The organism is Leifsonia sp. Root1293, assembly GCF_001425325.1.
GTDB lineage: Bacteria > Actinomycetota > Actinomycetes > Actinomycetales > Microbacteriaceae > Orlajensenia.
In genome coordinates, this window is the sequence record NZ_LMEH01000002.1 from 1,049,458 (window position 1) to 1,071,589 (window position 22,132).

General features: G+C 69.3%; 21 protein-coding genes. 18 read left to right on the forward strand and 3 right to left on the reverse strand.

The features are described 5' to 3' along the window. Window positions 1-26 precede the first annotated feature (26 nt). The 3 genes from ASC59_RS16700 to ASC59_RS16710 all read left to right on the forward strand — a co-directional run bounded on the left by ASC59_RS16700 (window position 27) and on the right by ASC59_RS16710 (window position 2,642). Entirely contained in the window at window positions 27-1,181 is a 1,155-nt protein-coding gene (locus ASC59_RS16700; RefSeq protein WP_055825288.1) for an ArgE/DapE family deacylase, read from the forward strand. Window positions 1,182-1,257: 76 nt separating this feature from the next. After that, window positions 1,258-1,893 (forward strand): isochorismatase family protein, encoded by a 636-nt coding sequence (locus ASC59_RS16705; protein WP_055825292.1) that lies wholly within the window; start codon window positions 1,258-1,260, stop codon window positions 1,891-1,893. Next, window positions 1,890-2,642 (forward strand): alpha/beta fold hydrolase, encoded by a 753-nt coding sequence (locus tag ASC59_RS16710; RefSeq protein WP_055825294.1) that lies wholly within the window; start codon window positions 1,890-1,892, stop codon window positions 2,640-2,642. The genes ASC59_RS16705 and ASC59_RS16710 overlap by 4 nt, the downstream gene beginning before the upstream one ends. A gap of 59 nt (window positions 2,643-2,701) precedes the next feature. On the opposite strand, the gene ASC59_RS16715 is transcribed toward ASC59_RS16710, so the two are convergent. Then, complete coding sequence (locus ASC59_RS16715; protein ID WP_055825297.1) at window positions 2,702-3,313, reverse strand: class I SAM-dependent methyltransferase; 612 nt, start codon at window positions 3,311-3,313, stop codon at window positions 2,702-2,704. Between the two features lie 61 nt (window positions 3,314-3,374). On the opposite strand from ASC59_RS16715, the gene hflX reads away from it, so the two are divergent. The 3 genes from hflX to metE all read left to right on the forward strand — a co-directional run bounded on the left by hflX (window position 3,375) and on the right by metE (window position 8,430). Further along, entirely contained in the window at window positions 3,375-4,940 is a 1,566-nt protein-coding gene (gene hflX, locus ASC59_RS16720; protein ID WP_055825300.1) for a GTPase HflX, read from the forward strand. Between the two features lie 182 nt (window positions 4,941-5,122). Further along, complete coding sequence (locus ASC59_RS16725) at window positions 5,123-6,097, forward strand: methylenetetrahydrofolate reductase (protein ID WP_055825303.1); 975 nt, start codon at window positions 5,123-5,125, stop codon at window positions 6,095-6,097. Beyond that, a complete protein-coding gene (metE, locus tag ASC59_RS16730; protein WP_055825306.1) occupies window positions 6,094-8,430 on the forward strand; it encodes a 5-methyltetrahydropteroyltriglutamate--homocysteine S-methyltransferase in 2,337 nt (778 codons plus the stop codon). The genes ASC59_RS16725 and metE overlap by 4 nt, the downstream gene beginning before the upstream one ends. A 117-nt stretch (window positions 8,431-8,547) precedes the next feature. Here metE and lexA read toward each other — a convergent pair whose 3' ends face one another. Next, window positions 8,548-9,261, reverse strand: a complete 714-nt coding sequence (gene lexA / locus ASC59_RS16735; protein ID WP_055825310.1) for a transcriptional repressor LexA — start codon at window positions 9,259-9,261, stop codon at window positions 8,548-8,550. A gap of 266 nt (window positions 9,262-9,527) precedes the next feature. On the opposite strand from lexA, the gene ASC59_RS16740 reads away from it, so the two are divergent. The 8 genes from ASC59_RS16740 to ASC59_RS16775 all read left to right on the forward strand — a co-directional run bounded on the left by ASC59_RS16740 (window position 9,528) and on the right by ASC59_RS16775 (window position 19,346). Beyond that, window positions 9,528-9,884, forward strand: a complete 357-nt coding sequence (locus tag ASC59_RS16740; protein ID WP_055825313.1) for a LysM peptidoglycan-binding domain-containing protein — start codon at window positions 9,528-9,530, stop codon at window positions 9,882-9,884. A 50-nt stretch (window positions 9,885-9,934) separates the two neighbouring features. Beyond that, window positions 9,935-11,026 (forward strand): histidinol-phosphate transaminase, encoded by a 1,092-nt coding sequence (locus ASC59_RS16745; RefSeq protein WP_055825316.1) that lies wholly within the window; start codon window positions 9,935-9,937, stop codon window positions 11,024-11,026. After that, a complete protein-coding gene (hisB, locus tag ASC59_RS16750; RefSeq protein ID WP_055825319.1) occupies window positions 11,023-11,643 on the forward strand; it encodes an imidazoleglycerol-phosphate dehydratase HisB in 621 nt (206 codons plus the stop codon). The genes ASC59_RS16745 and hisB overlap by 4 nt, the downstream gene beginning before the upstream one ends. Further along, window positions 11,640-12,272, forward strand: coding sequence for an imidazole glycerol phosphate synthase subunit HisH (hisH, locus tag ASC59_RS16755; protein WP_055825321.1), 633 nt, complete (start codon window positions 11,640-11,642; stop codon window positions 12,270-12,272). Before hisB ends, hisH begins: the two co-directional genes overlap by 4 nt. Window positions 12,273-12,350: 78 nt before the next feature. Then, complete coding sequence (priA, locus tag ASC59_RS16760; RefSeq protein ID WP_055825323.1) at window positions 12,351-13,097, forward strand: bifunctional 1-(5-phosphoribosyl)-5-((5-phosphoribosylamino)methylideneamino)imidazole-4-carboxamide isomerase/phosphoribosylanthranilate isomerase PriA; 747 nt, start codon at window positions 12,351-12,353, stop codon at window positions 13,095-13,097. Beyond that, window positions 13,081-13,905: an SseB family protein gene (locus ASC59_RS16765; RefSeq protein WP_055825326.1), complete on the forward strand. Its 825-nt coding sequence runs from the start codon at window positions 13,081-13,083 to the stop codon at window positions 13,903-13,905. Before priA ends, ASC59_RS16765 begins: the two co-directional genes overlap by 17 nt. 89 nt (window positions 13,906-13,994) lie before the next feature. Next, window positions 13,995-18,542: an ATP-dependent helicase gene (locus ASC59_RS16770; protein WP_055825330.1), complete on the forward strand. Its 4,548-nt coding sequence runs from the start codon at window positions 13,995-13,997 to the stop codon at window positions 18,540-18,542. Window positions 18,543-18,557: 15 nt separating this feature from the next. Continuing rightward, window positions 18,558-19,346, forward strand: coding sequence for a DNA-formamidopyrimidine glycosylase family protein (locus ASC59_RS16775; RefSeq protein WP_055825332.1), 789 nt, complete (start codon window positions 18,558-18,560; stop codon window positions 19,344-19,346). 43 nt (window positions 19,347-19,389) lie between these two features. Here ASC59_RS16775 and ASC59_RS16780 read toward each other — a convergent pair whose 3' ends face one another. Then, window positions 19,390-19,764 (reverse strand): DUF1844 domain-containing protein, encoded by a 375-nt coding sequence (locus tag ASC59_RS16780; protein WP_055825335.1) that lies wholly within the window; start codon window positions 19,762-19,764, stop codon window positions 19,390-19,392. 207 nt (window positions 19,765-19,971) lie between these two features. Here ASC59_RS16780 and infC point away from each other — a divergent pair, with 207 nt between their 5' ends. The 4 genes from infC (at window position 19,972) to ASC59_RS16800 (ending at window position 22,102) form a co-directional block, all read left to right on the forward strand. After that, window positions 19,972-20,616: a translation initiation factor IF-3 gene (infC, locus tag ASC59_RS16785; RefSeq protein WP_082468220.1), complete on the forward strand. Its 645-nt coding sequence runs from the start codon at window positions 19,972-19,974 to the stop codon at window positions 20,614-20,616. Further along, window positions 20,609-20,803, forward strand: a complete 195-nt coding sequence (rpmI, locus tag ASC59_RS16790) for a 50S ribosomal protein L35 (protein WP_055825339.1) — start codon at window positions 20,609-20,611, stop codon at window positions 20,801-20,803. The genes infC and rpmI overlap by 8 nt, the downstream gene beginning before the upstream one ends. 29 nt (window positions 20,804-20,832) lie before the next feature. Continuing rightward, on the forward strand, window positions 20,833-21,216 hold the full coding sequence (gene rplT, locus ASC59_RS16795) for a 50S ribosomal protein L20 (RefSeq protein WP_055825341.1): 384 nt from the start codon (window positions 20,833-20,835) through the stop codon (window positions 21,214-21,216). Window positions 21,217-21,301: 85 nt separating this feature from the next. After that, a complete protein-coding gene (locus ASC59_RS16800; protein ID WP_055825344.1) occupies window positions 21,302-22,102 on the forward strand; it encodes a TrmH family RNA methyltransferase in 801 nt (266 codons plus the stop codon). Window positions 22,103-22,132: the final 30 nt, after the last annotated feature.

The following is a 22,132-nucleotide window of genomic DNA, read 5'->3' on the forward strand; positions in this document are numbered from 1 at the left end:
CATCCGCAACGATCGGGGGCTGAACCGTGGGCGATGACGAGCTGATCGACCTGGTGGGGGAGCTCGTCGGGATTCCTTCGGTCAATCCGTCACTCGACGACAGGGGAACCGGCGAGGCCGCCGTCGCGCGATTCGCCGCCGCCTGGTTGGCCGCGCGAGGGTTCGAGGTGTGGATGGTGGGCCGTGACGCCCGTCGTCCGAGCGTGCTCGCCGTCTCCGCGGGCACTGGTGACGGGCGCACGCTGCTCATCAACGGTCACCTCGACACCGTCGGCGTCGATGGGTTCGCCGGAGCCCCGTTCGACGTCCGGGTCGACGAGGGGCGGATGCTCGGCCGCGGCGTCTACGACATGAAGAGCGGCGTCGCTGCGGCGATGGTCGCCGCGAGTCGTGCGAGCACATCCGGACTCCGAGGCGACGTCGTGCTCGCCCTCGTGGCCGACGAGGAGTTCGGCTCGACCGGAACGGAAGACGTGCTCGCCGCCCTCGACGAGCGCGGCATCCGCCCCGACGGTGCCGTCATCGCCGAACCGACGGATTCCGGGCTCACGATCGCTCATCGAGGCTTCGCCTGGTTCAGCCTGACGGTCACCGGAGCTCCGGCGCACGGTTCCCAGCCCGAACGGGGCGTCGACGCCATCGCCCACGCCACCGAGGTGCTCGTCGCGCTGCGCGCATTCGACGCCGCTCTCGCCGCCCGCCCGGCCCATCCGCTGCTTCCCCGATCGACCGTGCGCATTGCGACGATCGAGGGCGGAAGCGATGCCGCGACGGTCGCGGCGCACGCGAGCATGACCATAGAACGCCGCACCCTCCCCGGCGAGAGCCCGGCCCAGGTGCGCCGTGAGCTCGAGACCGTGATCGCGGGCGTGGATCCCGCCGATGGCATCCGGTCCGAGCTGACCGAGCTGGTGTCCCGTGCGGCATTCGAGACGCCGACGGATGCCGCCATCCAGGGAGTCGTGCAGGGCGCCGTGCGGCAGGTGACGGGATCCGACGTCGAGCTCCAAGGCGCTCCGTGGTGGACCGACGCCGGGCTCATCGCCGAGGCAGGGATCTCGGCCGTGGTGTTCGGTGTCGATGGGGGCGGAGCCCACGCACCCGACGAGTGGGTCGACCTGGCATCGGTGCGGCGGCTCGCGGCCGTCCTGGAGCGCTCGATGACCGAATTCTGTTCGTGAGGCGCCCGACCCTCTGGTGGCTGTACCGTCTCCCGCTGTCGCGCGATAATCGAGGGACGAGCATCGGGAGGCCCACGTGACACGTGCACTGTTCATCATCGACGTGCAGAACGACTTCACAGAGGGCGGCGCCCTGGGCGTCGACGGCGGCGCCGCCGTCGCGGCCGGAGTGAGCACGCTTCTCGAGCGGCATCCGGATGCCTACGATGTGGTGTTCGCCTCCCGCGACTGGCACGACGCCGACAACGACAACGGGGGCCATTTCGCCACCGCTGCCGCCCCCGACTTCGTCGACACCTGGCCGTCGCACTGCGTATCGGGCACGACGGGAGCCGAGTACCACCCCGACCTGCGCACCGACGGGATCGACGTGCACGTGCGCAAGGGCCAGGGCGTCCCGGCGTACTCGATCTTCGAGGGGACGACCGAGCAGGGCGAGACCGTCGCGGAGCTGCTGACGGCCCGCGGAGTGACGGCCGTCGACGTCGTCGGGATCGCCACGGACTACTGCGTGCGGGCGAGTGCGCTCGACGCCGTTGAGCATGGGCAGCACGTCCGCGTGCTCACCGACCTCGTGGCTGGCGTCGCCCCCGAGTCCAGTGAGGCGGCCCTGGCCGAGCTGGCCCATGCCGGTGTCGAGATCACGGAGTCCGAGCCGGCTGTGGCGCCGGCGGACCCGTCATCGGATTCCCCGGGATCGCCCGACGCGTGACCCTGTTCGCCGGGGCGGCCGACGGCGTCAGGATTGCCTACGACATCCACCCGCGCGACGCGACCACCGAGCCCGGCCACCGGCCGATCCTGCTGGTGCACGGCTTCGCGTCCGATCCGCGCGTGACGTGGGAGGGCACGGGCTGGGTGCGCTTCCTCCAGCGCGCGGGCCGGGACGTCGTCACGATCGACCTCCGCGGGCATGGGCGCAGCGACCTTCCGGTCCAGGCTGACAGCTACGCGCCCGAGGTGCAGGCGGCCGACCTGCTGGCCGTGCTCGACGCGGCGGAGGTCGAGATCGCCGACATCGTCGCCTACTCGATGGGCAGCCGCATCGCATCGGCGTTCGCGCAGCTCGCACCCCGACGCATCCGTCGCCTCGTCCTCGGCGGAGCGGGGCCGCTGGAGGTCTTCTCGACATGGCGGGGCGCCGACGTCGAACGGATGCTGCGGACGGGCGACTTCACCGGAAACGCCATAGCGAGCGCCGTCGTGGGGCCGGCGCTTGCGGCGGGAGCCGACCCTGCAGTGCTGGCGGCCTGCATCCGGGGGATGAGCGCTGCCCCACTCCTCCGACCGGATGGCGTCCCCGTCCTTCTCGTCGTCGGCGAACTCGACCCCGTCGCATCGGGCACCGAGGACCTCGCGTCCGAATGGGGAGCGGCCTACCTCGCGGTCCCAGGACGCGACCACATCAATGTGCTCACCGCCCGGGCGTTCAAGGATGCCGCAGTGGCGTTCCTCACCTGAGGCGGCACCCGCTTCGGTCGTTCGTCCGGCGCAGAACTCCCGGCGCAGTTCGCCCGGTCTCAGCGAACCGCGGTGGTCGCCTTGAGCACCCTGTAGCCCATGCCGACGGCCTCGCGGGCGATGTCGAGGTCGGGGAACTCGTCCTTCATCCATCGGTGCAGGGAGTCGGCTCCGAGGTTCTTCTGCACGACGAGCCAGGCTTCGGCATCCGGGGCGAGTCGGGGCATCCAGGTCTGGAGCAGGGCGTGGAGCTCTGCCTTCCCGATGCGGATGGGCGGGTTGGACCAGATGGTCGAGAACGACAGCCCGGCGGGAACATCCTCGGGCCTCACGGCGTTGACATTGGTGACGCCGACGGCAGCGGCGTTCCGACGCACCAGCTCGAGGGCACGATCGTTCACATCGACGGCCCAGACGGTGGCGTCAGGAGCCTCGAGGGCCATCGTCAGCGCGATCGGCCCCCAGCCCGAGCCGATGTCCAGCAGGTCACCGGTCTGGGGAGGAGTCGGAACGTTGTCGAGGAGCACGGCGGTGCCGTCGTCGATGTGGTCGGGGCTGAACACCCCGCCAGCCGTCGTCAGGGTGAACTCGCGCCCGCTCAGCTGAACGGAGATCTGCCTCGGCTTCAGTTCGGTCGACGGGTCATTCGTGAAGTAATGCTCTGAAGCCATGAGAGGGAAACTACCCGACCGGGCTGAGTGAGGCCAATGAGGCAACGATAGGATTGATGCAATGACTGAACCCGATACCACGATGCCGGACGACGACGTCGTCGCCCGCGTCCTCGCCAGCGCCGAGCAGCGCGCCGGCTACACCATCTTCGCCGGCTCCGCACAGGCACTGCAGGACGACGAGGGTCGTGCCCACCGCGTCGACTCCGACGGCGATCAGTTCGACCGCGAAGACCGCCAGGCCCTGCGCCGCGTCGCCGGTCTCTCGACCGAGCTCGAAGACGTCACCGAGGTCGAGTACCGGCAGTTGCGCCTGGAGAACGTCGTCCTCATCGGCGTCTACCCTCAGGGGTCCCAGACCGAGGCCGAGAACTCCATCCGCGAACTCGCAGCGCTTGCCGAGACCGCGGGCGCCACGGTGCTCGACGGCCTGCTGCAGCGGCGGCCGCATCCGGACCCCAGCACCTACCTCGGCAGCGGCAAGGCGCGTGAGCTCGCCGGCATCGTCGCCTCGCTCGGCGCCGACACGGTCATCGCCGACACCGAACTCGCGCCCAGCCAGCGCCGTGCGCTCGAGGACATCGTCAAGGTCAAGGTCATCGACCGCACCGCCGTCATCCTCGACATCTTCAGCCAGCACGCCACCAGCCGTGAGGGCAAGGCCCAGGTCGAGCTCGCACAGCTCGAATACCTCCTCCCGCGCCTGCGCGGCTGGGGTGAGTCGATGTCCCGCCAGGCCGGTGGCCAGGTCGGTGGTGCCGGAGCCGGCATGGGCTCGCGTGGTCCCGGTGAGACCAAGATCGAACTCGATCGCCGCCGCATCCACACGCGTATGGCCAAGCTGCGCAAGTCGATCGCCGCGATGAAGCCGGCACGCGAGGCGAAGCGGGCGAACCGCAAGCGCAATACCGTGCCGTCGGTCGCCATCGCCGGGTACACGAACGCAGGCAAGTCCAGCCTCGTGAACCGCATCACCAAGGCCGGGCTCCTGGTGGAGAACGCCCTGTTCGCCACCCTCGACGCGACGGTGCGCAGGAACACCACGGAGGACGGCAGGCTCTACACGATCGCCGACACCGTCGGATTCGTGCGCAACCTCCCGCACCAGCTCGTCGAGGCGTTCCGCTCGACGCTCGAGGAGGTCGCGGATTCCGACCTCATCCTGCATGTCGTCGACGCCTCGCATCCCGATCCCGCCGGCCAGATCCAGACCGTGCGCGACGTCATCGGTGAAGTGGAGGCGCGGCACATCCCCGAGCTCGTGGTCTTCAACAAGTCCGACCTGGTGAGCGACGACGACCGCCTGGTGCTGCGTGGTCTCGAGCCGAACGCCGTCTTCGTGTCGGCACGGTCCGGTGAAGGCATCGACGAGCTCCTTCGGAAGATCGCCGAGATGCTTCCGGATCCGAGCGTCGAGGTCGAGCTGCTCATCCCGTACTCGCGGGGCGAGCTCGTCTCCAGCCTGCACGTGCGGGGGCGGGTCATCGCCACGGAGCACACCGAGCACGGAACAGCCGTGCGTGCCCTCGTGCACCCCGAGTTCGCCGCCCAGCTGGCCGAGTTCATCGTGCCGGCCGGTGCGCTGACCGTCGGCACGCTGCCTGCCGACGCACTGCCAGCCGTCTGACGTCACCGCACGTCACACTCTTCCCAGCTGCACCAGCCGCAGCTAGGCTCGCTGCACACGTGATGCACGCCTGAGGCATGCATCCGAGGAGCGACAGCCGAGCCCGGCACCCGCCCGCGACAGATCCGATTCATCAGCGACGAGCATCCGCTCGCCGAAGACAGATCCCTTCGTGAGGCAGCATGGCCATCGAACTTCCCTCCACCGAAGACGCGGCGCGTCTGCCGGTCTCGTTCGAGCTGTATCCGCCGCGGACCGATGCCGCCGCCATCGCGCTCGGGCGAACCATCGACAGGCTCACCGAGGTCGACCCCGCGTTCATCTCCGTGACCTTCGGCGCCGGCGGATCGACGCGGGACCGTTCGCTCACAGTGCTCAGCTACATCCTCGAGAACACCCGCGTGGAGCCGATGGCCCACCTCACCTGCGTGGGGTCGTCCGCGGCGGAGGCCAATCGCCTGGTGCGGCAGTTCCTCGATGCGGGCATCACCAGCTTCCTCGCGCTTCGCGGTGATCCGCCTCTCGACGGCACCCCGCTCTCGGTCGGCGACCTGCAGAGCGCCGCGGAACTGGTGCAGCTCATCCACCGGGTGCAGCAGGAGCGCGAGCCGTTCAGCCAGGAGGCCGTGCGCGGCACCCCGGGCGGAACCAGGCTACGGGCCCGTCCCCGCCCCGAGCGGGTCGCCGTTGCGGCCTTCCCCAACGGCCACGCCACCTCGCGCGGACCGCAGCAGGAGATCGACGCCCTGCTGGCCAAGCAGGCGTCAGGGGCCAACCTCGCCATCACCCAGCTGTTCTACCGGGCCGACGACTACCTCGCCTTCGTCGAGCGCGCCAGGGCGGGCGGCGTGACCATCGACATCCTCCCCGGGATCATGCCGGCGGCCAGCGCCCCGCGACTGCGTCGCATCGCCCAGCTCACCGAGGAGGAAGCACCAGACGACCTCCTCATCGCCCTCGAGATCGAGCCCACGGAGGAGGGGCGCAGCGAGATCGCGACCTCCTTCTTCTCGGATCTCGCGGCTGAGGTCATCGCCGAAGGCGCCCCCGGACTGCACCTGTACACCCACAACAGACACACCCCGGTACTCGACGTGCTCGAGCGCCTCGACCGTCTTCCCCGCACAGCGCGCGGACACATCAAGGAGAACGCATGACGACGCCAGCCTTCCCGACAGGCACCATCCTCGGCTACCCGCGCATCGGCCGCCGTCGTGAGCTCAAGAAGGCAGTCGAGGCCTTCTGGGCCGGCCGGATCGATGCCGCAGAACTCGAGAGCAATGCCGCCGACCTGCGCGCCGCAACCCGTGATCGCCTCGCGCACCTGGGCCTCGGTCGCACCGATTCCGCCATACCCGAGTCGTTCTCGTTCTACGACCAGGTTCTGGATGCCGCCGTGACCGTCGGCGCCATCCCTCCACGCTTCTCGGAGCTCGTCGATGCCGACGGTGCCGTCGATCTCGCCGGCTACTTCACCCTCGCCCGAGGCGCCGGAGACCGTGCCCCCCTCGAGATGACGAAGTGGTTCGACACCAACTACCACTACCTCGTACCGGAGATCTCGCCCGAGACCACCTTCTCGCTCGCGAGCGATCGCATCGTGCGCGAGTTCGTCGAGGCGCGCGAGGCCGGCTACATCACCCGACCCGTGCTCGTCGGCCCCGTCACGTTCCTCCTGCTGTCGAAGGCGGCACCGGAGGCCCCGGCCGGATTCGAGCCGATCAGCCGCCTGGCCGACCTGCTCCCCGTGTACGCGGAGCTCCTGCATCGACTGTCGGACGCAGGAGCGCAGTGGGTGCAGCTCGACGAGCCCGGACTCGTCAACGAGTCCATTCCCGTCGCACGGCCGGTGCAGCTCGACGCTCTCGCCCGCGCCTACAGCTTCCTCGGCGAACTCGCCACGCGCCCGGCACTCTTCATCGCCGCACCGTACGGCAGCCTCGGTGAGGCACTCGATGTGCTGGCCGCATCCGCCGTCGAGGCGATCGGGCTCGACCTCGTGCGCGGCGAGCTTCCAGCCGGGCTGACGGATGCCACCCGGGCGGCACTCGCTCACAAGACCGTCGTGGCCGGGGTCGTCGACGGACACAACATCTGGCGTGGCGATCTCGCCGCAGCCTTCGACGCAGCGGTTGCGGCCCTCGAGCTGTCGCCGTCCGTCGCGGTGTCGACCTCGACCTCGCTGCAGCACGTTCCCCACGACGTCGACGACGAGACGAAGCTCGGCCACCTGAGCGGGTGGCTCGCCTTCGCCGACCAGAAGGTCGGGCAGGTCGCCACCCTGGCGACCGGGCTGATCGACGGCCGCTCCGCCATCGCGGATGCGCTGGATGCCGCATCCGTCGCCCTCGCGCAGCGACTGTCGGCGCCCGGAGTGCGCGACGGAGCCGTTCGGGCCCGCGCCGCTGCACTCTCGGACGGCGACTTCGCCCGCGACGAGTACGCGGTCAGGGTCGCCGCGCAGCAGCAGGCGCTCGACCTGCCGCCGCTGCCGACGACGACCATCGGCTCGTTCCCGCAGACCGGCGAGATCCGTCGCGCCAGAGCCGCACTCGGGCGCGGCGAGCTCAGTCAGGCCGACTACGTGACCGGGATGCGCGCCGAGATCGCCCGCGTCGTTGCCCTGCAGGAGGAGATCGGACTCGACGTGCTCGTGCACGGAGAGCCGGAACGCAACGACATGGTGCAGTACTTCGCCGAGAACCTCGACGGCTTCGACGTCACCGAGAACGGCTGGGTGCAGTCCTACGGATCACGCTGCACGCGCCCGTCCATCCTCTGGGGAGACGTCTCCCGCCCGAAGCCCATCACCGTGGAGTGGTCGGCGTACACCCAGTCGCTCACCTCGAAGCCTGTGAAGGGCATGCTCACCGGCCCCGTCACGATCCTCGCGTGGTCGTTCGTGCGGGACGACCAGCCGCTGGGCGACACCGCCCGTCAGGTCGCCCTCGCCCTGCGCGACGAGATCGCCGACCTCGAGGCCGCCGGCATCGGCATCGTGCAGGTCGACGAGCCGGCCCTGCGCGAACTGCTGCCCCTGGAGCGCGATCGCCAGGCCGACTACCTCGACTGGTCGGTCGGGTCGTTCAGGCTCGCCACCGCAGGAGTCGCGGCGGCCACGCAGATCCACACCCATCTCTGCTATTCGGAGTTCGGCACCATCATCGACGCCATCCTGGGACTCGATGCCGACGTCACCAGCATCGAGGCGGCGCGCAGCCGCATGGAGGTCGTCGTCGACCTGGAGGCGAGCGGCTTCGACCATGGCATCGGCCCCGGTGTCTACGACATCCACTCTCCTCGGGTGCCGAGCGTCGCCGAGGTGACCGAGCTCATCGAACGCGCCCTCGATGGCATCCCGGAACGTCAGCTCTGGATTAATCCGGACTGCGGGCTCAAGACGCGTGGCTACGACGAGACCGTGGCGTCGCTGCGCAACATGCTCGAGGCAACCCGTGGTGTTCGGGCGTCGGTGGCCAGCTCGGTCTAGCGAACCCATGCGACAGGCCCATCTCCCTCGGGAGGTGGGCCTGTTCACTGCACCGCTCGCTGAGCTCCGGACGCGCTCCGCGAGCGAAGCGCCGTCCACCACTCGCCGAATGGTGCCCTACACCGAGCGCAGAACGGCGACGACCTTGCCGAGGACCTCGGCGTAGTCGCCGACGATCGGCTCGTAGGCCGAGTTCCGTGGCAGCAGCCAGGTGTGACCGTCGCGCTGGCGGAACACCTTGACGGTCGCCTCGCTGTCGAGCATGGCGGCGACGATCTCGCCGTTCTCGGCGGTGTTCTGCTGGCGAACGACCACCCAGTCGCCGTCGCAGATGGCGGCCTCGATCATGGAGTCGCCGACGACCTTCAGGATGAACAGTTCACCCTTGCCCACGAGTTGGCGGGGGAGCGGGAACACCTCTTCGATCTGCTGCTCGGCCGTGATCGGGATTCCGGCGGCGATCCGTCCGACCATGGGCACCATGGCGGCGTCGCCCATGGGAGCGGGGGAGGAGTAGCCGTCGTCCGGGGCGGGGCTCGACTCGGTCGACGGCACCTCGATGAGCACTTCGAGCGCCCGCGGGCGGTTCGGGTCACGGCGGAGGTAGCCGCTGAGCTCGAGCTGGTTGAGCTGGTGCGTCACGCTCGACAGCGAGGAGAGGCCGACGGCGTCGCCGATCTCGCGCATGCTCGGCGGATAGCCTCGCTGGCTCACCGATCGCTGGATGACCTCGAGGATCGAGAGCTGCTTGGCGCTGAGACTCTTGCGCCGGCGGGTTCCACCGCGCTCCGATGCCCCGCGGTCCTTCGACGACTCGGTGTCGTTGGCCACTGCGCTCACCTTCTTCTCTTCACGGATCCCGAACCTCCAGCCGACGAGTGTCGGTGGGTGCTGATTGCCTTGCAACCAGCCATTCGAACTGTATCCGGGTGGATCGCGTACGACAAACATCTGTTCGAGTGTGTCGGGAAAGAATTTCTCTCCACATACGAAGACAGGGCTTGAGTATTCGAAGACTCGAAGATATATTCGGAACACAGCTTCGCATATGGCCCTCCCGGCCGAGGGCCAGATGCGAAAACCATCTGGAGGACTCCATGAGCACGTACGCCTACACCACCGCCGCTCCTGCCGCGATGCCTGTCGTTCGCACCCGCTTGCACCTCACCCGCCGCGGCCGCGCCGTTCTCACCACCCTCGCGGCGCTGCCGATCGTCATCGGCGCCTTCGTGTTCGCTCTCAACGGCGGCATCGCATCCGCCGGCGGAGAACAGGCGGGCCAGACCTTCGCCTACGTCACCGTCGAGTCGGGCCAGTCGCTCTGGCAGCTCGCTGAGACACTGGCACCCACGGCCGATCCTCGCGACGTCATCGCCGACATCGTCAGTCTCAACCAGCTCGACGGTACCGACATCCAGCCCGGCCAGCGTCTCGCCGTCCCCGCTCAGTACTGAGTCGACCCGCCCTGCGTAACAGGAGGGCGCCCGCCGGTACGATTGTTGGAGTGACGACTCTCGACGAGCTTCCCCTCCGCGACGACCTGAGGGGGCGCACTCCTTACGGCGCTCCGCAGAAGGTCGTGCCGGTCGCCCTCAACGTCAACGAGAACACGCATCCCATCCCCGACGCCGTGGCCACCGACATCCTGGCGGCCATCAGCGAGGTGATCCCGGGCGTCAACCGCTACCCCGACCGCGAGTTCAGCGCTCTTCGCGACGCTCTGGCCGGCTACCTCGGTCACGGACTGACCCGCGACGAGATCTGGGCCGCCAACGGATCCAACGAGGTCCTGCAGCACGTGCTGCAGGCATTCGGCGGGCCGGGCCGCACCCTGCTCGGCTTCGTCCCGACCTATTCGATGTACCCGTTGCTCGCATCCGGCACCGGCACGGGCTGGATCGGCGCGCGTCGCGACGCCGAGTTCGAGCTCTCGCCCGACACCGCCGCCGCTGCCGTTCGCGAGAGCGCGCCCGACATCGTGTTCCTGTGCTCGCCCAACAACCCGACCGGCACTCCGCTCTCACTGGAGACCATCGCGGCGGTCTACGACGCGACAGACGGCATCGTGCTCGTCGACGAGGCCTACGCCGAATTCGCGCACGACGGAGAGGACAGCGCCCTCACGCTGCTCGAGGGGCGGCCGCGCCTGCTCGTCTCGCGCACCATGAGCAAGGCCTTCGCCTACGCGGGAGTTCGCCTGGGCTACCTCGCGGCCGATCCTGCCGTGATCGATGCACTCCGCCTGGTGCGGTTGCCCTATCACCTGTCCGCGCTGACTCAGGCGGCGGCGGCGGCCGCAGTGGCCCACGCGCCGGAGCTGCTGGCCATGGTCGCCGACATCCGGGTGCAGCGCGACCGGATCGTCGCCAGACTCGGCGAGCTCGGCTTCCAGGCCTTCCGCAGTTCGAGCAACTTCGTGCTCTTCGGCGGCGTCGACGACCCGAATGCCGTGTTCGAGGCGCTCCTGGCGCGTGGCATCCTGGTGCGTGATGTCGGCATCCCGAACACGCTGCGCGTGAGCGCCGGCACCGAGGCCGAGACCTCCGCCTTCCTCGAAGCCATCGCCGACCACGCGCCGAATAGGATTCCAGCATGAGCGAGACCACCCAACGCACCCCACGCACGGCGCGCTCGCTGCGCTCCACGAGCGAATCGAGCATCGACCTCTCGGTCAACCTCGACGGAACGGGTACGAGCGACATCGAGACCACGGTCCCGTTCTTCAATCACATGCTCACAGCCTTCGCGAAGCACTCGCTCACCGACATCACCGTGCGCGCCAGCGGAGATACCGACATCGACGTGCACCACACGGTCGAGGACACGGGCATCGTGCTCGGCCAGGCCATTCGCGAGGCTCTCGGCGACAAGCGCGGCATCGCCCGCTACGGCGATGCCCTCGTGCCTCTCGACGAGTCGCTCGCGCAGGCCGTCGTCGACATCTCGGGTCGCCCCTACCTGGTGCACGTCGGCGAGCCGGCAGGTTTCGAGTTCCACCTCATCGGCGGCCACTTCACCGGGTCGATGGTGCGGCACTTCTTCGAGGCGATCACCTTCGCAGCGGGACTCACCGTCCACCTCGAACTGGTCCGCGGCCGCGACCCGCACCACATCGCCGAGGCCGAGTTCAAGGCCTTCGCGCGCGCCTTCCGTCAGGCCAAGGCCCTCGATGCCGGCGTCGTCGGCATCCCGTCCACCAAGGGAGCACTGTGACGAAGGTCGTCGTCCTCGACTACGGCTCGGGCAACGTGCACTCGGCGGCGAAGGCCGTCGAACTCGCCGGTGCCGAAGTCCAGATCACCCACGACCGCCGTGCCGTGATGGATGCCGACGGGCTGCTCGTTCCCGGTGTCGGGGCGTACTCGGCTGTCATGGACGCCCTGAAGGCCGTGCGCGGTGACGAGCTCATCGACCGCAGGCTCGCCGGAGGCCGCAAGGTCCTCGGCATCTGCGTCGGCATGCAGGTGCTGTTCGAGCGCGGCATCGAGCGCGGCGTCGACGCCGAGGGGCTGGGGGAGTGGCCGGGCGTCGTGACCCAGCTCGATGCCCCGGTGCTGCCGCACATGGGCTGGAACACCGTCGATGCCGCCGAGGGCTCGGTGCTCTTCGACGGCATCGCGGACGAGAGGTTCTACTTCGTGCACTCCTACGCCGCGCAGGCGTGGACCCTCGACGTCATCCCGCCGTTTCCGCAGCCGAGCCTCACCTGGGCGGAGCACGGCGGTCGCTTCCTGGCGGCAGTCGAGAACGGGCCGTTGGCAGCCACCCAGTTCCACCCCGAGAAGTCGGGTGAGGCCGGCATCCGGCTGCTCGGCAACTGGATCGGGTCGCTGCGCGACTGATCCTCCCAGAGCCGATCCCCACGCCCACCCGGGCGTACCATCAACGCGCGGCCGTCGCCGCGAAGAACCGAGGATGACATGAGCGACTTCCACACCATGCCCGACCTGGTACTGCTTCCCGCCGTCGACGTGGCCGATGGCAAGGCGGTGCGGCTGACGCAGGGCGAGGCCGGCACCGAGACCAACTACGGCGACCCGGTGCAGGCCGCCGAGGACTGGGTGTCGCAGGGTGCCGAGTGGATCCACCTCGTCGATCTCGATGCGGCATTCGGTCGAGGCGACAACCTCGACGTGCTGCGCCGCGTGATGCGGCAGATGCACGGCATCAACGTCGAACTCTCCGGCGGCATCCGCGACGACCGCTCGCTGGAGGCTGCCCTCGACAGCGGCGCCAAGCGCATCAATCTCGGAACGGCAGCCCTCGAGAACCCGGAGTGGGCGGCGAACGTGATCGCGAAGTACGGCGAAGCGATCGCCGTCGGCCTCGATGTGCGTGGCACCACGCTCGCGGCCCGTGGCTGGACCCGCGAGGGCGGTGACCTGTGGGAGGTTCTGGAGCGCCTCGAGGAGGCAGGATGCGCCCGGTACGTGGTGACCGACGTCACCAAGGACGGCACTCTCCAGGGGCCGAACATCGAGCTGCTCAAGCTCGTGATGGAGAAGACCGATCGTCCCGTCGTCGCCTCCGGCGGCATCTCCAGCCTCGACGACATCGCGGCCCTGCGTGCCCTGGTGCCGCTCGGCCTCGAGGGAGCCATCGTCGGCAAGGCCCTGTACGCGGGAGCCTTCACCCTCGCCGAGGCGCTGGATGTCGCAGCCGACTGACCCTCCCGCGGAGCGGCATCCGTCGGTCCCAGAAGCAGCGCCGTCTCTCCCCGCCCATCTGGCGGACTCGGCCGGCCAACCGTGGGCCGGGCGATCGTTCGAGCCGAACACGAGTGCGGCCGACGACGGTACTGCACCTCCGCGCCTGATCGAGGCGCTGCGACGATTCCAGGCACGTGAACTCGGGCAGGCCGACGTGGTCGACGCGGTACGCGACTCCCGCCTGCTCATCCCTCTCGTCGCACAGTTGGGCGAGTCGGGGCTGAACGAGCACGGCCACACGGTCGACAAGAGCCAGGAGCTGGCCATCGTCACCGTGGCCGGGCCCGACGGCAGGAACGTCCTTCCCGTCTTCAGCTCCGTGGCCGCCATGGCCGCGTGGAACCCCACAGCGCGGCCGGTTCCAGCCGACGGCGTCAGGGTCGCCCTCGCCGCGGCCAGTGAGGACACCGAGCTCGTCGTTCTGGATCCGACGTCGGAGACCGAGTTCGCCATCCGTCGCCCGGCGCTCTGGGCCGTCGCGCAGGGTCAGCCGTGGGCGCCGAGCTTCGAGTCCGACCTCGTCGCCGCAGCGTTCGGGCGTTCCATCGAGACCGAACTCGCGGTGCTCGGTGTCAGGCTGATGTCGGGCGACCCGCAGTCCCGCCTTGTCGGTCCGGAACTCGTCGTCGAGCTCGAACTCGTCGACGGCCTCGACCGAGGCGAACTCGACACGATCCTCGGCAGGCTCGCGCGCCGCTGGGCAGCGGACGACAGCATCGCGACCGCCGTCGACTCGCTCACGGTGCGGCTGGTCGCCTCCCGCTGAACCGGTTTCGCAGCCGCGAGACCATATCGTGCGCGCTCCGCGATGGCGAGGGCACCCCATGTGTCGGCGGGTGCGGGCAGGATAGAAGCATGGGTTCAGCCCTCGACAGGTTCTCGCCCGCCACGCGTACGTGGTTCGACGAGGCCTTCAGCGCGCCCACCCTCGCCCAGTCGGGTGCGTGGGATGCGATCGGTCGGGGGTCGCACGCCCTCGTTGTCGCCCCGACGGGGTCCGGGAAGACGCTCGCGGCTTTCCTGTCGTCGCTCGACGCCCTGCACGCGAAGGCGGCAGATGACGAGCCGGGCACCCGGGTGCTCTACATCTCGCCGCTCAAGGCCCTCGGCGTCGACGTCGAGCGCAACCTGCGGGCACCACTGGTGGGCATCGCGCGCGTCGCAGACCGGCTCGGAATCGAGCCGCCGCACGTCAGCGTCGGCGTGCGCTCCGGCGACACCCCGGCAGCCGATCGCCGCACCCTGCAGAAGTCGCCGCCCGACATCCTGATCACGACGCCCGAGTCGCTCTTCCTCATGCTCACATCGGCAGCGCGCGACACCCTGCGCACTGTCGAGACCGTCATCGTCGACGAGATCCACGCCGTCGCCGGCACCAAGCGGGGCGCCCATCTGGCCGTCTCGCTCGAGCGGCTCGACGACCTCCTCGACAAGCCGGCCCAGCGCATCGGGCTGTCGGCCACAGTGCGGCCGCCGGAGGAGGTCGCCCGATTCCTCTGCGCGAGTGCGCCCGTCGAGATCGTGGCACCGGCTTCCGAGAAGCGCTTCGACCTGCGCGTCGTGGTGCCTGTCGACGACATGGCCGATCTCCCACCCGCGCCGGAGCGCGAGGGCGCCACCTCCAGCGCCACGCCGCAGACGGGCTCCATCTGGCCGCACGTCGAAGAGGCGATCGTCGACCGCGTGCTCGAGAACCGGTCGTCGATCGTCTTCGCGAACTCGCGGCGTCTCGCCGAGAGGCTGACGGCGCGACTGAATGAGATCTACGCGGAACGCACGGGTGATGCCGTATCGACGGATGCCGGTCCTCCAGCAGCACTCATGGGGCAGGCGGGGCAGATGCAGGGCGCAGAACCGCTGCTGGCGCGGGCGCACCACGGCTCGGTCAGCAAGGAGCAACGGGCTGAGATCGAAGACGACCTCAAGTCGGGTCGGCTGCGCTGCGTCGTCGCCACCTCCAGCCTCGAGCTCGGCATCGACATGGGAGCCGTCGACCTCGTCGTGCAGGTCGAGTCGCCGCCGTCGGTCGCGAGCGGGCTGCAGCGTGTCGGTCGCGCCGGCCACCAGGTGGGCGAGGTGTCCCGCGGCGTCATCTTCCCGAAGCATCGCGCCGATCTCGTGCACGCCGCGGTCACGGCTGAGCGCATGCTCGCCGGCGCTATCGAGACGCTCCACATTCCGGCCAACCCCCTCGACATCCTCGCGCAGCAGACCGTTGCCGCCGTCGCGCTCGATCAGCAGAGCGTCGACGGCTGGTTCGACACCGTGCGTCGCAGCGCCCCGTTCTCTGCCCTGCCGCGGTCGGCCTACGAGGCCACCCTCGACCTCCTCGCCGGACGCTACCCGTCCGACCAGTTCGCCGAGCTGCGGCCGCGCATCGTATGGGATCGCGAAGCGGGAGTTCTCACCGGCCGTCCGGGCGCGCAGCGCCTGGCCGTGACGAGCGGTGGCACCATCCCCGACCGCGGCATGTTCGGAGTCTTCCTCGTCGGAGGCGACGAGCTCACCGGCCGTCGCGTCGGCGAGCTCGACGAGGAGATGGTCTACGAGTCCCGCGTCGGCGACGTGTTCGCCCTGGGAGCGACCAGTTGGCGCATCCAGGAGATCACCCACGATCGCGTGAACGTGACGCCGGCGTTCGGGCAGCCGGGCCGCCTCCCGTTCTGGAAGGGCGACTCGCTGGGCCGTCCGGCCGAGCTCGGCCGGGCACTCGGCCAGTTCATGCGCGACGTCTCGTCGGCGACGGATGCCGACGCCCGGAGCCGCATCCGTGCCGGGGGCCTCGACGATCGGGCGGCGACCAACCTCATCGCGTTCCTGACCGACCAACGGGCTGCGACGGGGCAGGTACCGACCGACCGCACCCTCGTCGTCGAACGCGTGCGCGACGAGCTGGGCGACTGGCGCGTCATCCTGCATTCCCCCTACGGCATGAATGTGCACGCTCCCTGGGCCCTCGCCGTGAGCGCCCGGGTGCGCGAGCGCCACGGCATCGACGGGGCCTCCATCGCCAGCGACGACGGCATCATCGTGCGCATCCCCGACACCGGTGTCGAGCCGCCCGGCGCCGAACTCTTCGTCTTCGAGGCCGACGAGCTCGAGCAGCTCGTCACCGACGAGGTCGGCGGATCGGCACTCTTCGCGTCGCGTTTCCGGGAGTGCGCCGCCCGCGCGCTCCTCCTCCCGCACTACCGTCCAGGCACGAGGTCGCCGCTCTGGCAGCAGCGTCAGAAGTCGGCGCAGCTCCTCGACGTCGCCCGGACCTTCCCGACGTTCCCGATCATCCTCGAGACGTTGCGCGAGTGCCTTCAAGACGTCTACGACCTGCCGTCGCTGCTCGCGCTCGCCCGCGAGATCGGCTCGCGCGGCATCCGTCTGGTCGAGACCACGACCGACACTCCCAGTCCTTTCGCGAGCACCCTGCTGTTCGGCTACGTCGGTGCCTTCATGTACGAGGGCGACAGCCCGCTCGCCGAACGACGGGCCGCGGCGCTCGCGATCGACTCGACGCTGCTGGCCGAACTCCTCGGCAGGGTGGAGCTGCGCGAGCTCCTCGACCCTGCCGTCATCGACGACACCGAGCGCGAGCTGCAGCGGCTGGCACCAGACAGACGAGCCAAGGGCATCGAAGGTATCGCCGATCTGCTGCGCGGGCTGGGAGCGCTGTCGGTCGAGGAGATCAGCGCACGGGTCACCGCTGAGACGCTTCCCGACGTCGCCGGGCACATCGACGAGCTTCTGCGGACCAAGCGCATCGTCCGCACGGCTCTGGCGGGCGCCGACCGGCTCGCTGCCATCGAAGACGTCGGCCGGCTGCGCGACGCCCTGGGAGTCCCCATCCAGGTGGGCGTTCCCGAGGCCTACCTCGAGGCCGTTGCCGACCCGCTCGGCGACCTGATCAGTCGCTACGCTCGCACCCACGGACCGTTCGCCACCGAGGAGGTGGCCGAACGACTCGGCATCGGCACGGCTGTCGCGCGCTCCGCGCTGCGTCGGCTGGTCGAGGCGCGGCGGCTGGTCGAGGGGGAGTTCCGTCCCAACGGAACGTCAGCGGAGTGGTGCGATGCCGAGGTGCTGCGGCGCCTCCGCCGGCGCTCTCTCGCCGCCCTGCGGCACGAGATCGAACCCGTCGAGCAGCGTGCTCTGGCCCGGTTCCTGCCCGTGTGGCAGCACGTCGGCGGCAGGCTGCGCGGCCTCGACGGCGTGGCATCCGTCATCGAGCAGCTCGAGGGCGCCCGCCTGCCGGCCTCGGCGTGGGAGTCGCTCGTGCTTCCGGCTCGGGTCTCGGACTACAGCCCGGCCATGCTCGATGAGCTGATGGCGACCGGCGAGGTGGTCTGGTGCGGCTCCGGAGCGCTGGCCGGCGACGACGGCTGGATCAGCCTGCACCTGGCCGATACGGCGGCGCTGACCCTGCCCATCTCCCTCGAGAGCGAGACGACGCCGCTGCAGCGCGAGGTTCTCGCCAGTCTCGGCTCCGGCGGAGCATTCTTCTTCCGTCAGCTGGCCGATGCCGTGGGGTCCGAGGACGACTCCGCGCTGGTCGAGGCCCTCTGGGACCTCGCCTGGTCGGGTCTCGTCACCAACGACACCTTCGCGCCCGTCCGTGCTCTCGTCGCAGGGGGTCACAGCGCCCACAAACCGCAACGCGCTGCTCCCCGCGCCCGCATGCATCGAGGCCGGGCGCTGCCGCGCGCGAAGATGCCCAGCCGCGGAGGCCCGCCCACGGTGGCCGGCCGCTGGTCGATCCTGCCGCTGCCCGACGGCTCGGCCACCAGGCGGGCACACGCGCTCGGCGAGACCCTGCTCGAGCGCTATGGCGTCGTCACCCGCGGCGCCGCCGTCGCCGAGGGCGTCATCGGCGGCTTCGCCCTCGTCTACCGCACCCTGCGGGAGTTCGAGGAGTCCGGCCGCAGCCGTCGGGGCTACTTCGTCGACAAGCTGGGCGCTGCCCAGTTCGCCGCTCCCGGCGCCGTCGACAGGCTCCGCAGTCACGTCGACCGCGACGACGGCTCGACTCAGCAGGCGCCGGCCGCGTTCACCCTCGCCGCAACCGACCCCGCCAATCCGTTCGGTGCCGCCCTCGCCTGGCCGGCACTGCCGGAAGGAACCGCCCACCGCCCGGCGCGCAAGGCCGGCGCCCTGGTGGTGCTCGTCGATGGCACGATCGCCCTCTACGTCGAGCGTGGAGGCAAGACGATGCTGGCCTTCACCGACGACGAGACGGTACTGACCGCCGCCGCGACCTCGCTGGCCGCCGCCGTCTCACGGGGCGGCATGCGCAAGCTCGCCGTCGAGACGGTCAACGGACTGTTCGTTCTCGGAGCGCCGGCCGGGCTCGCGCTCCGCGGAGCCGGCTTCAGCGAGACGCCGCGTGGGCTGCGCCTGAGCGCGCGAGTCTGATCGGCGGCCCGCTGCATGCCTGAGGGTGACACCGTCTTCCGCACCGCCCGGTCCCTGAATGCGGCACTGGCCGGTGAGCTCATCACTCGCAGCGACATCAGGGTTCCGGCCTTCGCGACCGTCGACCTCACGGGTCGCACCGTCGACGATGTCGTGGCTCGAGGCAAGCACCTATTGCTGCACGCCGGTGACCTCGTCGTGCACTCGCACCTCAAGATGGAGGGCGCCTGGCACCTCTACAGGCACGGAACGCCATGGCAGCGCCCCGCGTACCAGGCCCGCATCATCATCGAGACGGCCGAGTGGGTGGCCGTCGGCTTCGAGCTCGGCGTTCTCGAGGTCGTTCCCACGGCCGAGGAGCACACGGTCGTGGGTCACCTCGGCCCCGACCTGCTCGGCTCCGACTGGGACGCCGCGGCCGCCGGCACGGCCGTCTCGAACCTCGAGGCGAGGCCCGACGTCCCGGTTGCGGTGGCCCTGGCCGACCAGCGCAATCTGGCCGGGCTCGGCAACGTCTTCGTGAACGAGCTCTGCTTCCTCCGCGGCATCCGCCCGCAGCGCCCGATGAGCGAGGTCCCGGATGCCGCCGGCCTGGTCGCGCTGGCCCATCGCCTCATCACGGCCAATGCCGAGCGGACAGCGCGGACGACGACGGGCGTCGACCGCAACGGCCAGCGTCTCTGGGTGTACGGGCGGGGCGGAAAGCCGTGCCGGCGATGCGGAACGCGCATCCAGCACGGCACGCTCGGCCGCACGGAGCTCGAGCAGCGCGAGACCTGGTGGTGTCCCCGCTGCCAGAGCTAGCCGTTCGCGGCGGCCCGGACGGAGTCCGCGGCCGAAGCGTCGCCTAGTTGACCGGGCCGGTCCACTTCTCGCCCGGACCCTTGCCGATGGGGTCGGGGATGATCGACGCCTCGCGGAAGGCGAGCTGGAGCGAGCGCAGGCCGTCCCGAAGGCTCCGGGCGTGCATGTCGCTGATCTCGGGCGCGCCCGCCGTGATCAGCCCGGCCAGGGCGGTGATGAGCTTGCGTGCCTCATCGAGATCCAGCTGCGAGTCGGGGTCGTCGGCCAGACCGACCTTGACGGCGGCGGCGCTCATCAGGTGCACGGCCGCTGTCGTGATGACCTCGACGGCGGGAACCTCCGCGATATCGCGGGTGGCCCCGATCGAGGCGTCCTCGGCCTCGTCGTAGGGGCTGACGTGCTCGGAACTGTGACTCACTGAAATCCTCTGCTAGACTGATGCAGGCTTCCGGCCATTTCTGGTCGGAAACGAAAGTGGAGATTCTCCCACCCGCGCTTGACCGCTTCACTAGGTTACCGGGTTGATTGCACTCCGCTTCCTCGTCCCACGATGGGGAAGTAGGCAGGGTGCCGTAGTACAGCGTGCTGGAAAGTCACGCCAGGACTATGTGGATTTCCCCTCTCGATGCCGTGCGGCATCCCGTCGCGCGACAGCGTTGAAGCACGATTAGAGGAGACTCGCATCACCGATCCCCGTACAAACGACCGCATCCGCGTTCCCGAGGTCCGCCTCGTGGGACCAGCTGGTGAGCAGGTCGGCATCGTCAAGATCGAGGCAGCACTGCGTCTTGCGCAGGAGGCCGACCTCGATCTCGTGGAGGTTGCTCCCAACTCCAAGCCGCCTGTCGCCAAGATCATGGACTACGGCAAGTTCAAGTACGAAGCGGCGCAGAAGGCCAAAGAGGCCCGACGCAATCAGGCGAACACGATCCTCAAAGAGGTTCGTTTCCGTCTGAAGATCGACAAGCACGACTACGAAACCAAGATGAAGCGCGCAGTGGGCTTCCTCAAGGCCGGCGACAAGGTCAAAGCCATGATCCTGTTCCGCGGCCGCGAGCAGTCCCGTCCCGACCAGGGAGTGCGTCTTCTCCAGAGATTCGCCGAAGATGTGGCGGAGTTCGGTTCTGTCGAATCGACCCCGATGATCGACGGTCGCAACATGGTCATGGTCATCGGCCCTCTGAAGAACAAGTCAGAGGCAAAGGCCGAGGCCAACGCACACAAGGCCGCCACCAAGGCGGCGTCCAAGCAGGAGGAAAACAATGCCTAAGCAGAAGACCCACTCCGGGTCCAAGAAGCGTTTCAAGGTCACTGGCAGCGGCAAGATCATGAAGCAGCAGGCCGGCATGCGTCACAACCTCGAGGTCAAGGCCTCGAAGCGCAAGGGCCGCCTGAACCAGGACCAGGTGCTGGCTCCGGCCGACGCCAAGGTCATCAAGAAGCTTCTCGGCCGCTGAGCCGCGCAACACGTTAGGAAGACAGAGAAATGGCAAGAGTAAAGCGGGCGGTCAACGCCCACAAGAAGCGTCGGGTCATCCTCGAGCGCGCCCAGGGTTACCGCGGCCAGCGTTCGCGCCTGTACCGCAAGGCCAAGGAGCAGGTCACCCACTCGCTCGTCTACAGCTACGCCGACCGTCGTGCCCGCAAGGGTGACTTCCGTCGCCTGTGGATCCAGCGCATCAACGCGGCTTCGCGTGCGAACGGCCTCACGTACAACCGTCTCATCCAGGGCCTCGGCCTCGCGGGTGTCGGTGTCGACCGTCGCATCCTCGCGGACCTCGCCGTGAACGAGCCCGCCACCTTCGCCGCTCTGGTCGAGACCGCCCGCAAGGCTCTCCCCGCCGACGTCAACGCGCCGGTCGCGCGCTAGTCGCCAGCAGCTCAGCGATTCCTCGAACGGCCCCGTCACCTCTCGGTGACGGGGCCGTTCGCATCCGCTCGATAGACTCGGTGCCATGCTTGAGAACCCGCGCTCGCCCCGTGTCCGAGCCGTCGCCAAGCTCGCCAAGAAGCCCGCCCGGGTCGACAGCGGACTGTTCCTCCTCGAGGGTCCGCAGGCCGTCGCCGAGGCCATCACCTTCAAGCCGGAGCTCGTGGTCGATCTCTTCGCCACCCCCACGGCCCTCGAGCGTCACGACGACATCGCCCGGGCGGCGGAAGACGCCGACATCGAGATCGAATACGTGACCGAGCAGGTCCTTGAGGCCATGAGCGACACTGTCACGCCGCAGGGCTTCATCGCCGTCTGCCGCCAGTTCCCCACCTCGGTGAAGGACATCTTCGCGTCGGAGCCCCGCCTCATCGCCATCCTCGAGGAGGTGCGCGACCCCGGCAACGCCGGAACCATCGTGCGGGCAGCGGATGCCGCCGGCGCCGACGCCGTCATCTTCACCGGGCGCAGCGTCGACCTCTACAACCCCAAGGTCGTGCGTTCGTCGACGGGCTCGATCTTCCACCTCCCGATCGCGGTCGACGTCGAGCTCGAGGATGTCCGGGATCGCGCTCGCGCCGCCGGCCTCCAGATCCTCGCGGCCGACATCAAGGGAGACGATCTGCTGGCCGCTCGCACCGAGGGCCTCCTCGACGCCCCCACCGCCTGGCTGTTCGGCAACGAGGCCCGCGGCCTCACCGACGACAAGCTCGCATTGGCCGACCGCTCGGTCTCCGTTCCCATCTACGGCAGCGCCGAGTCGATGAACCTGGCGACCGCGGCGTCGGTCTGCCTCTACGAGTCGGCGTTCGCCCACAGGTCCTGAGCCCCGCTTCGGGTTACGATCACGTAACCG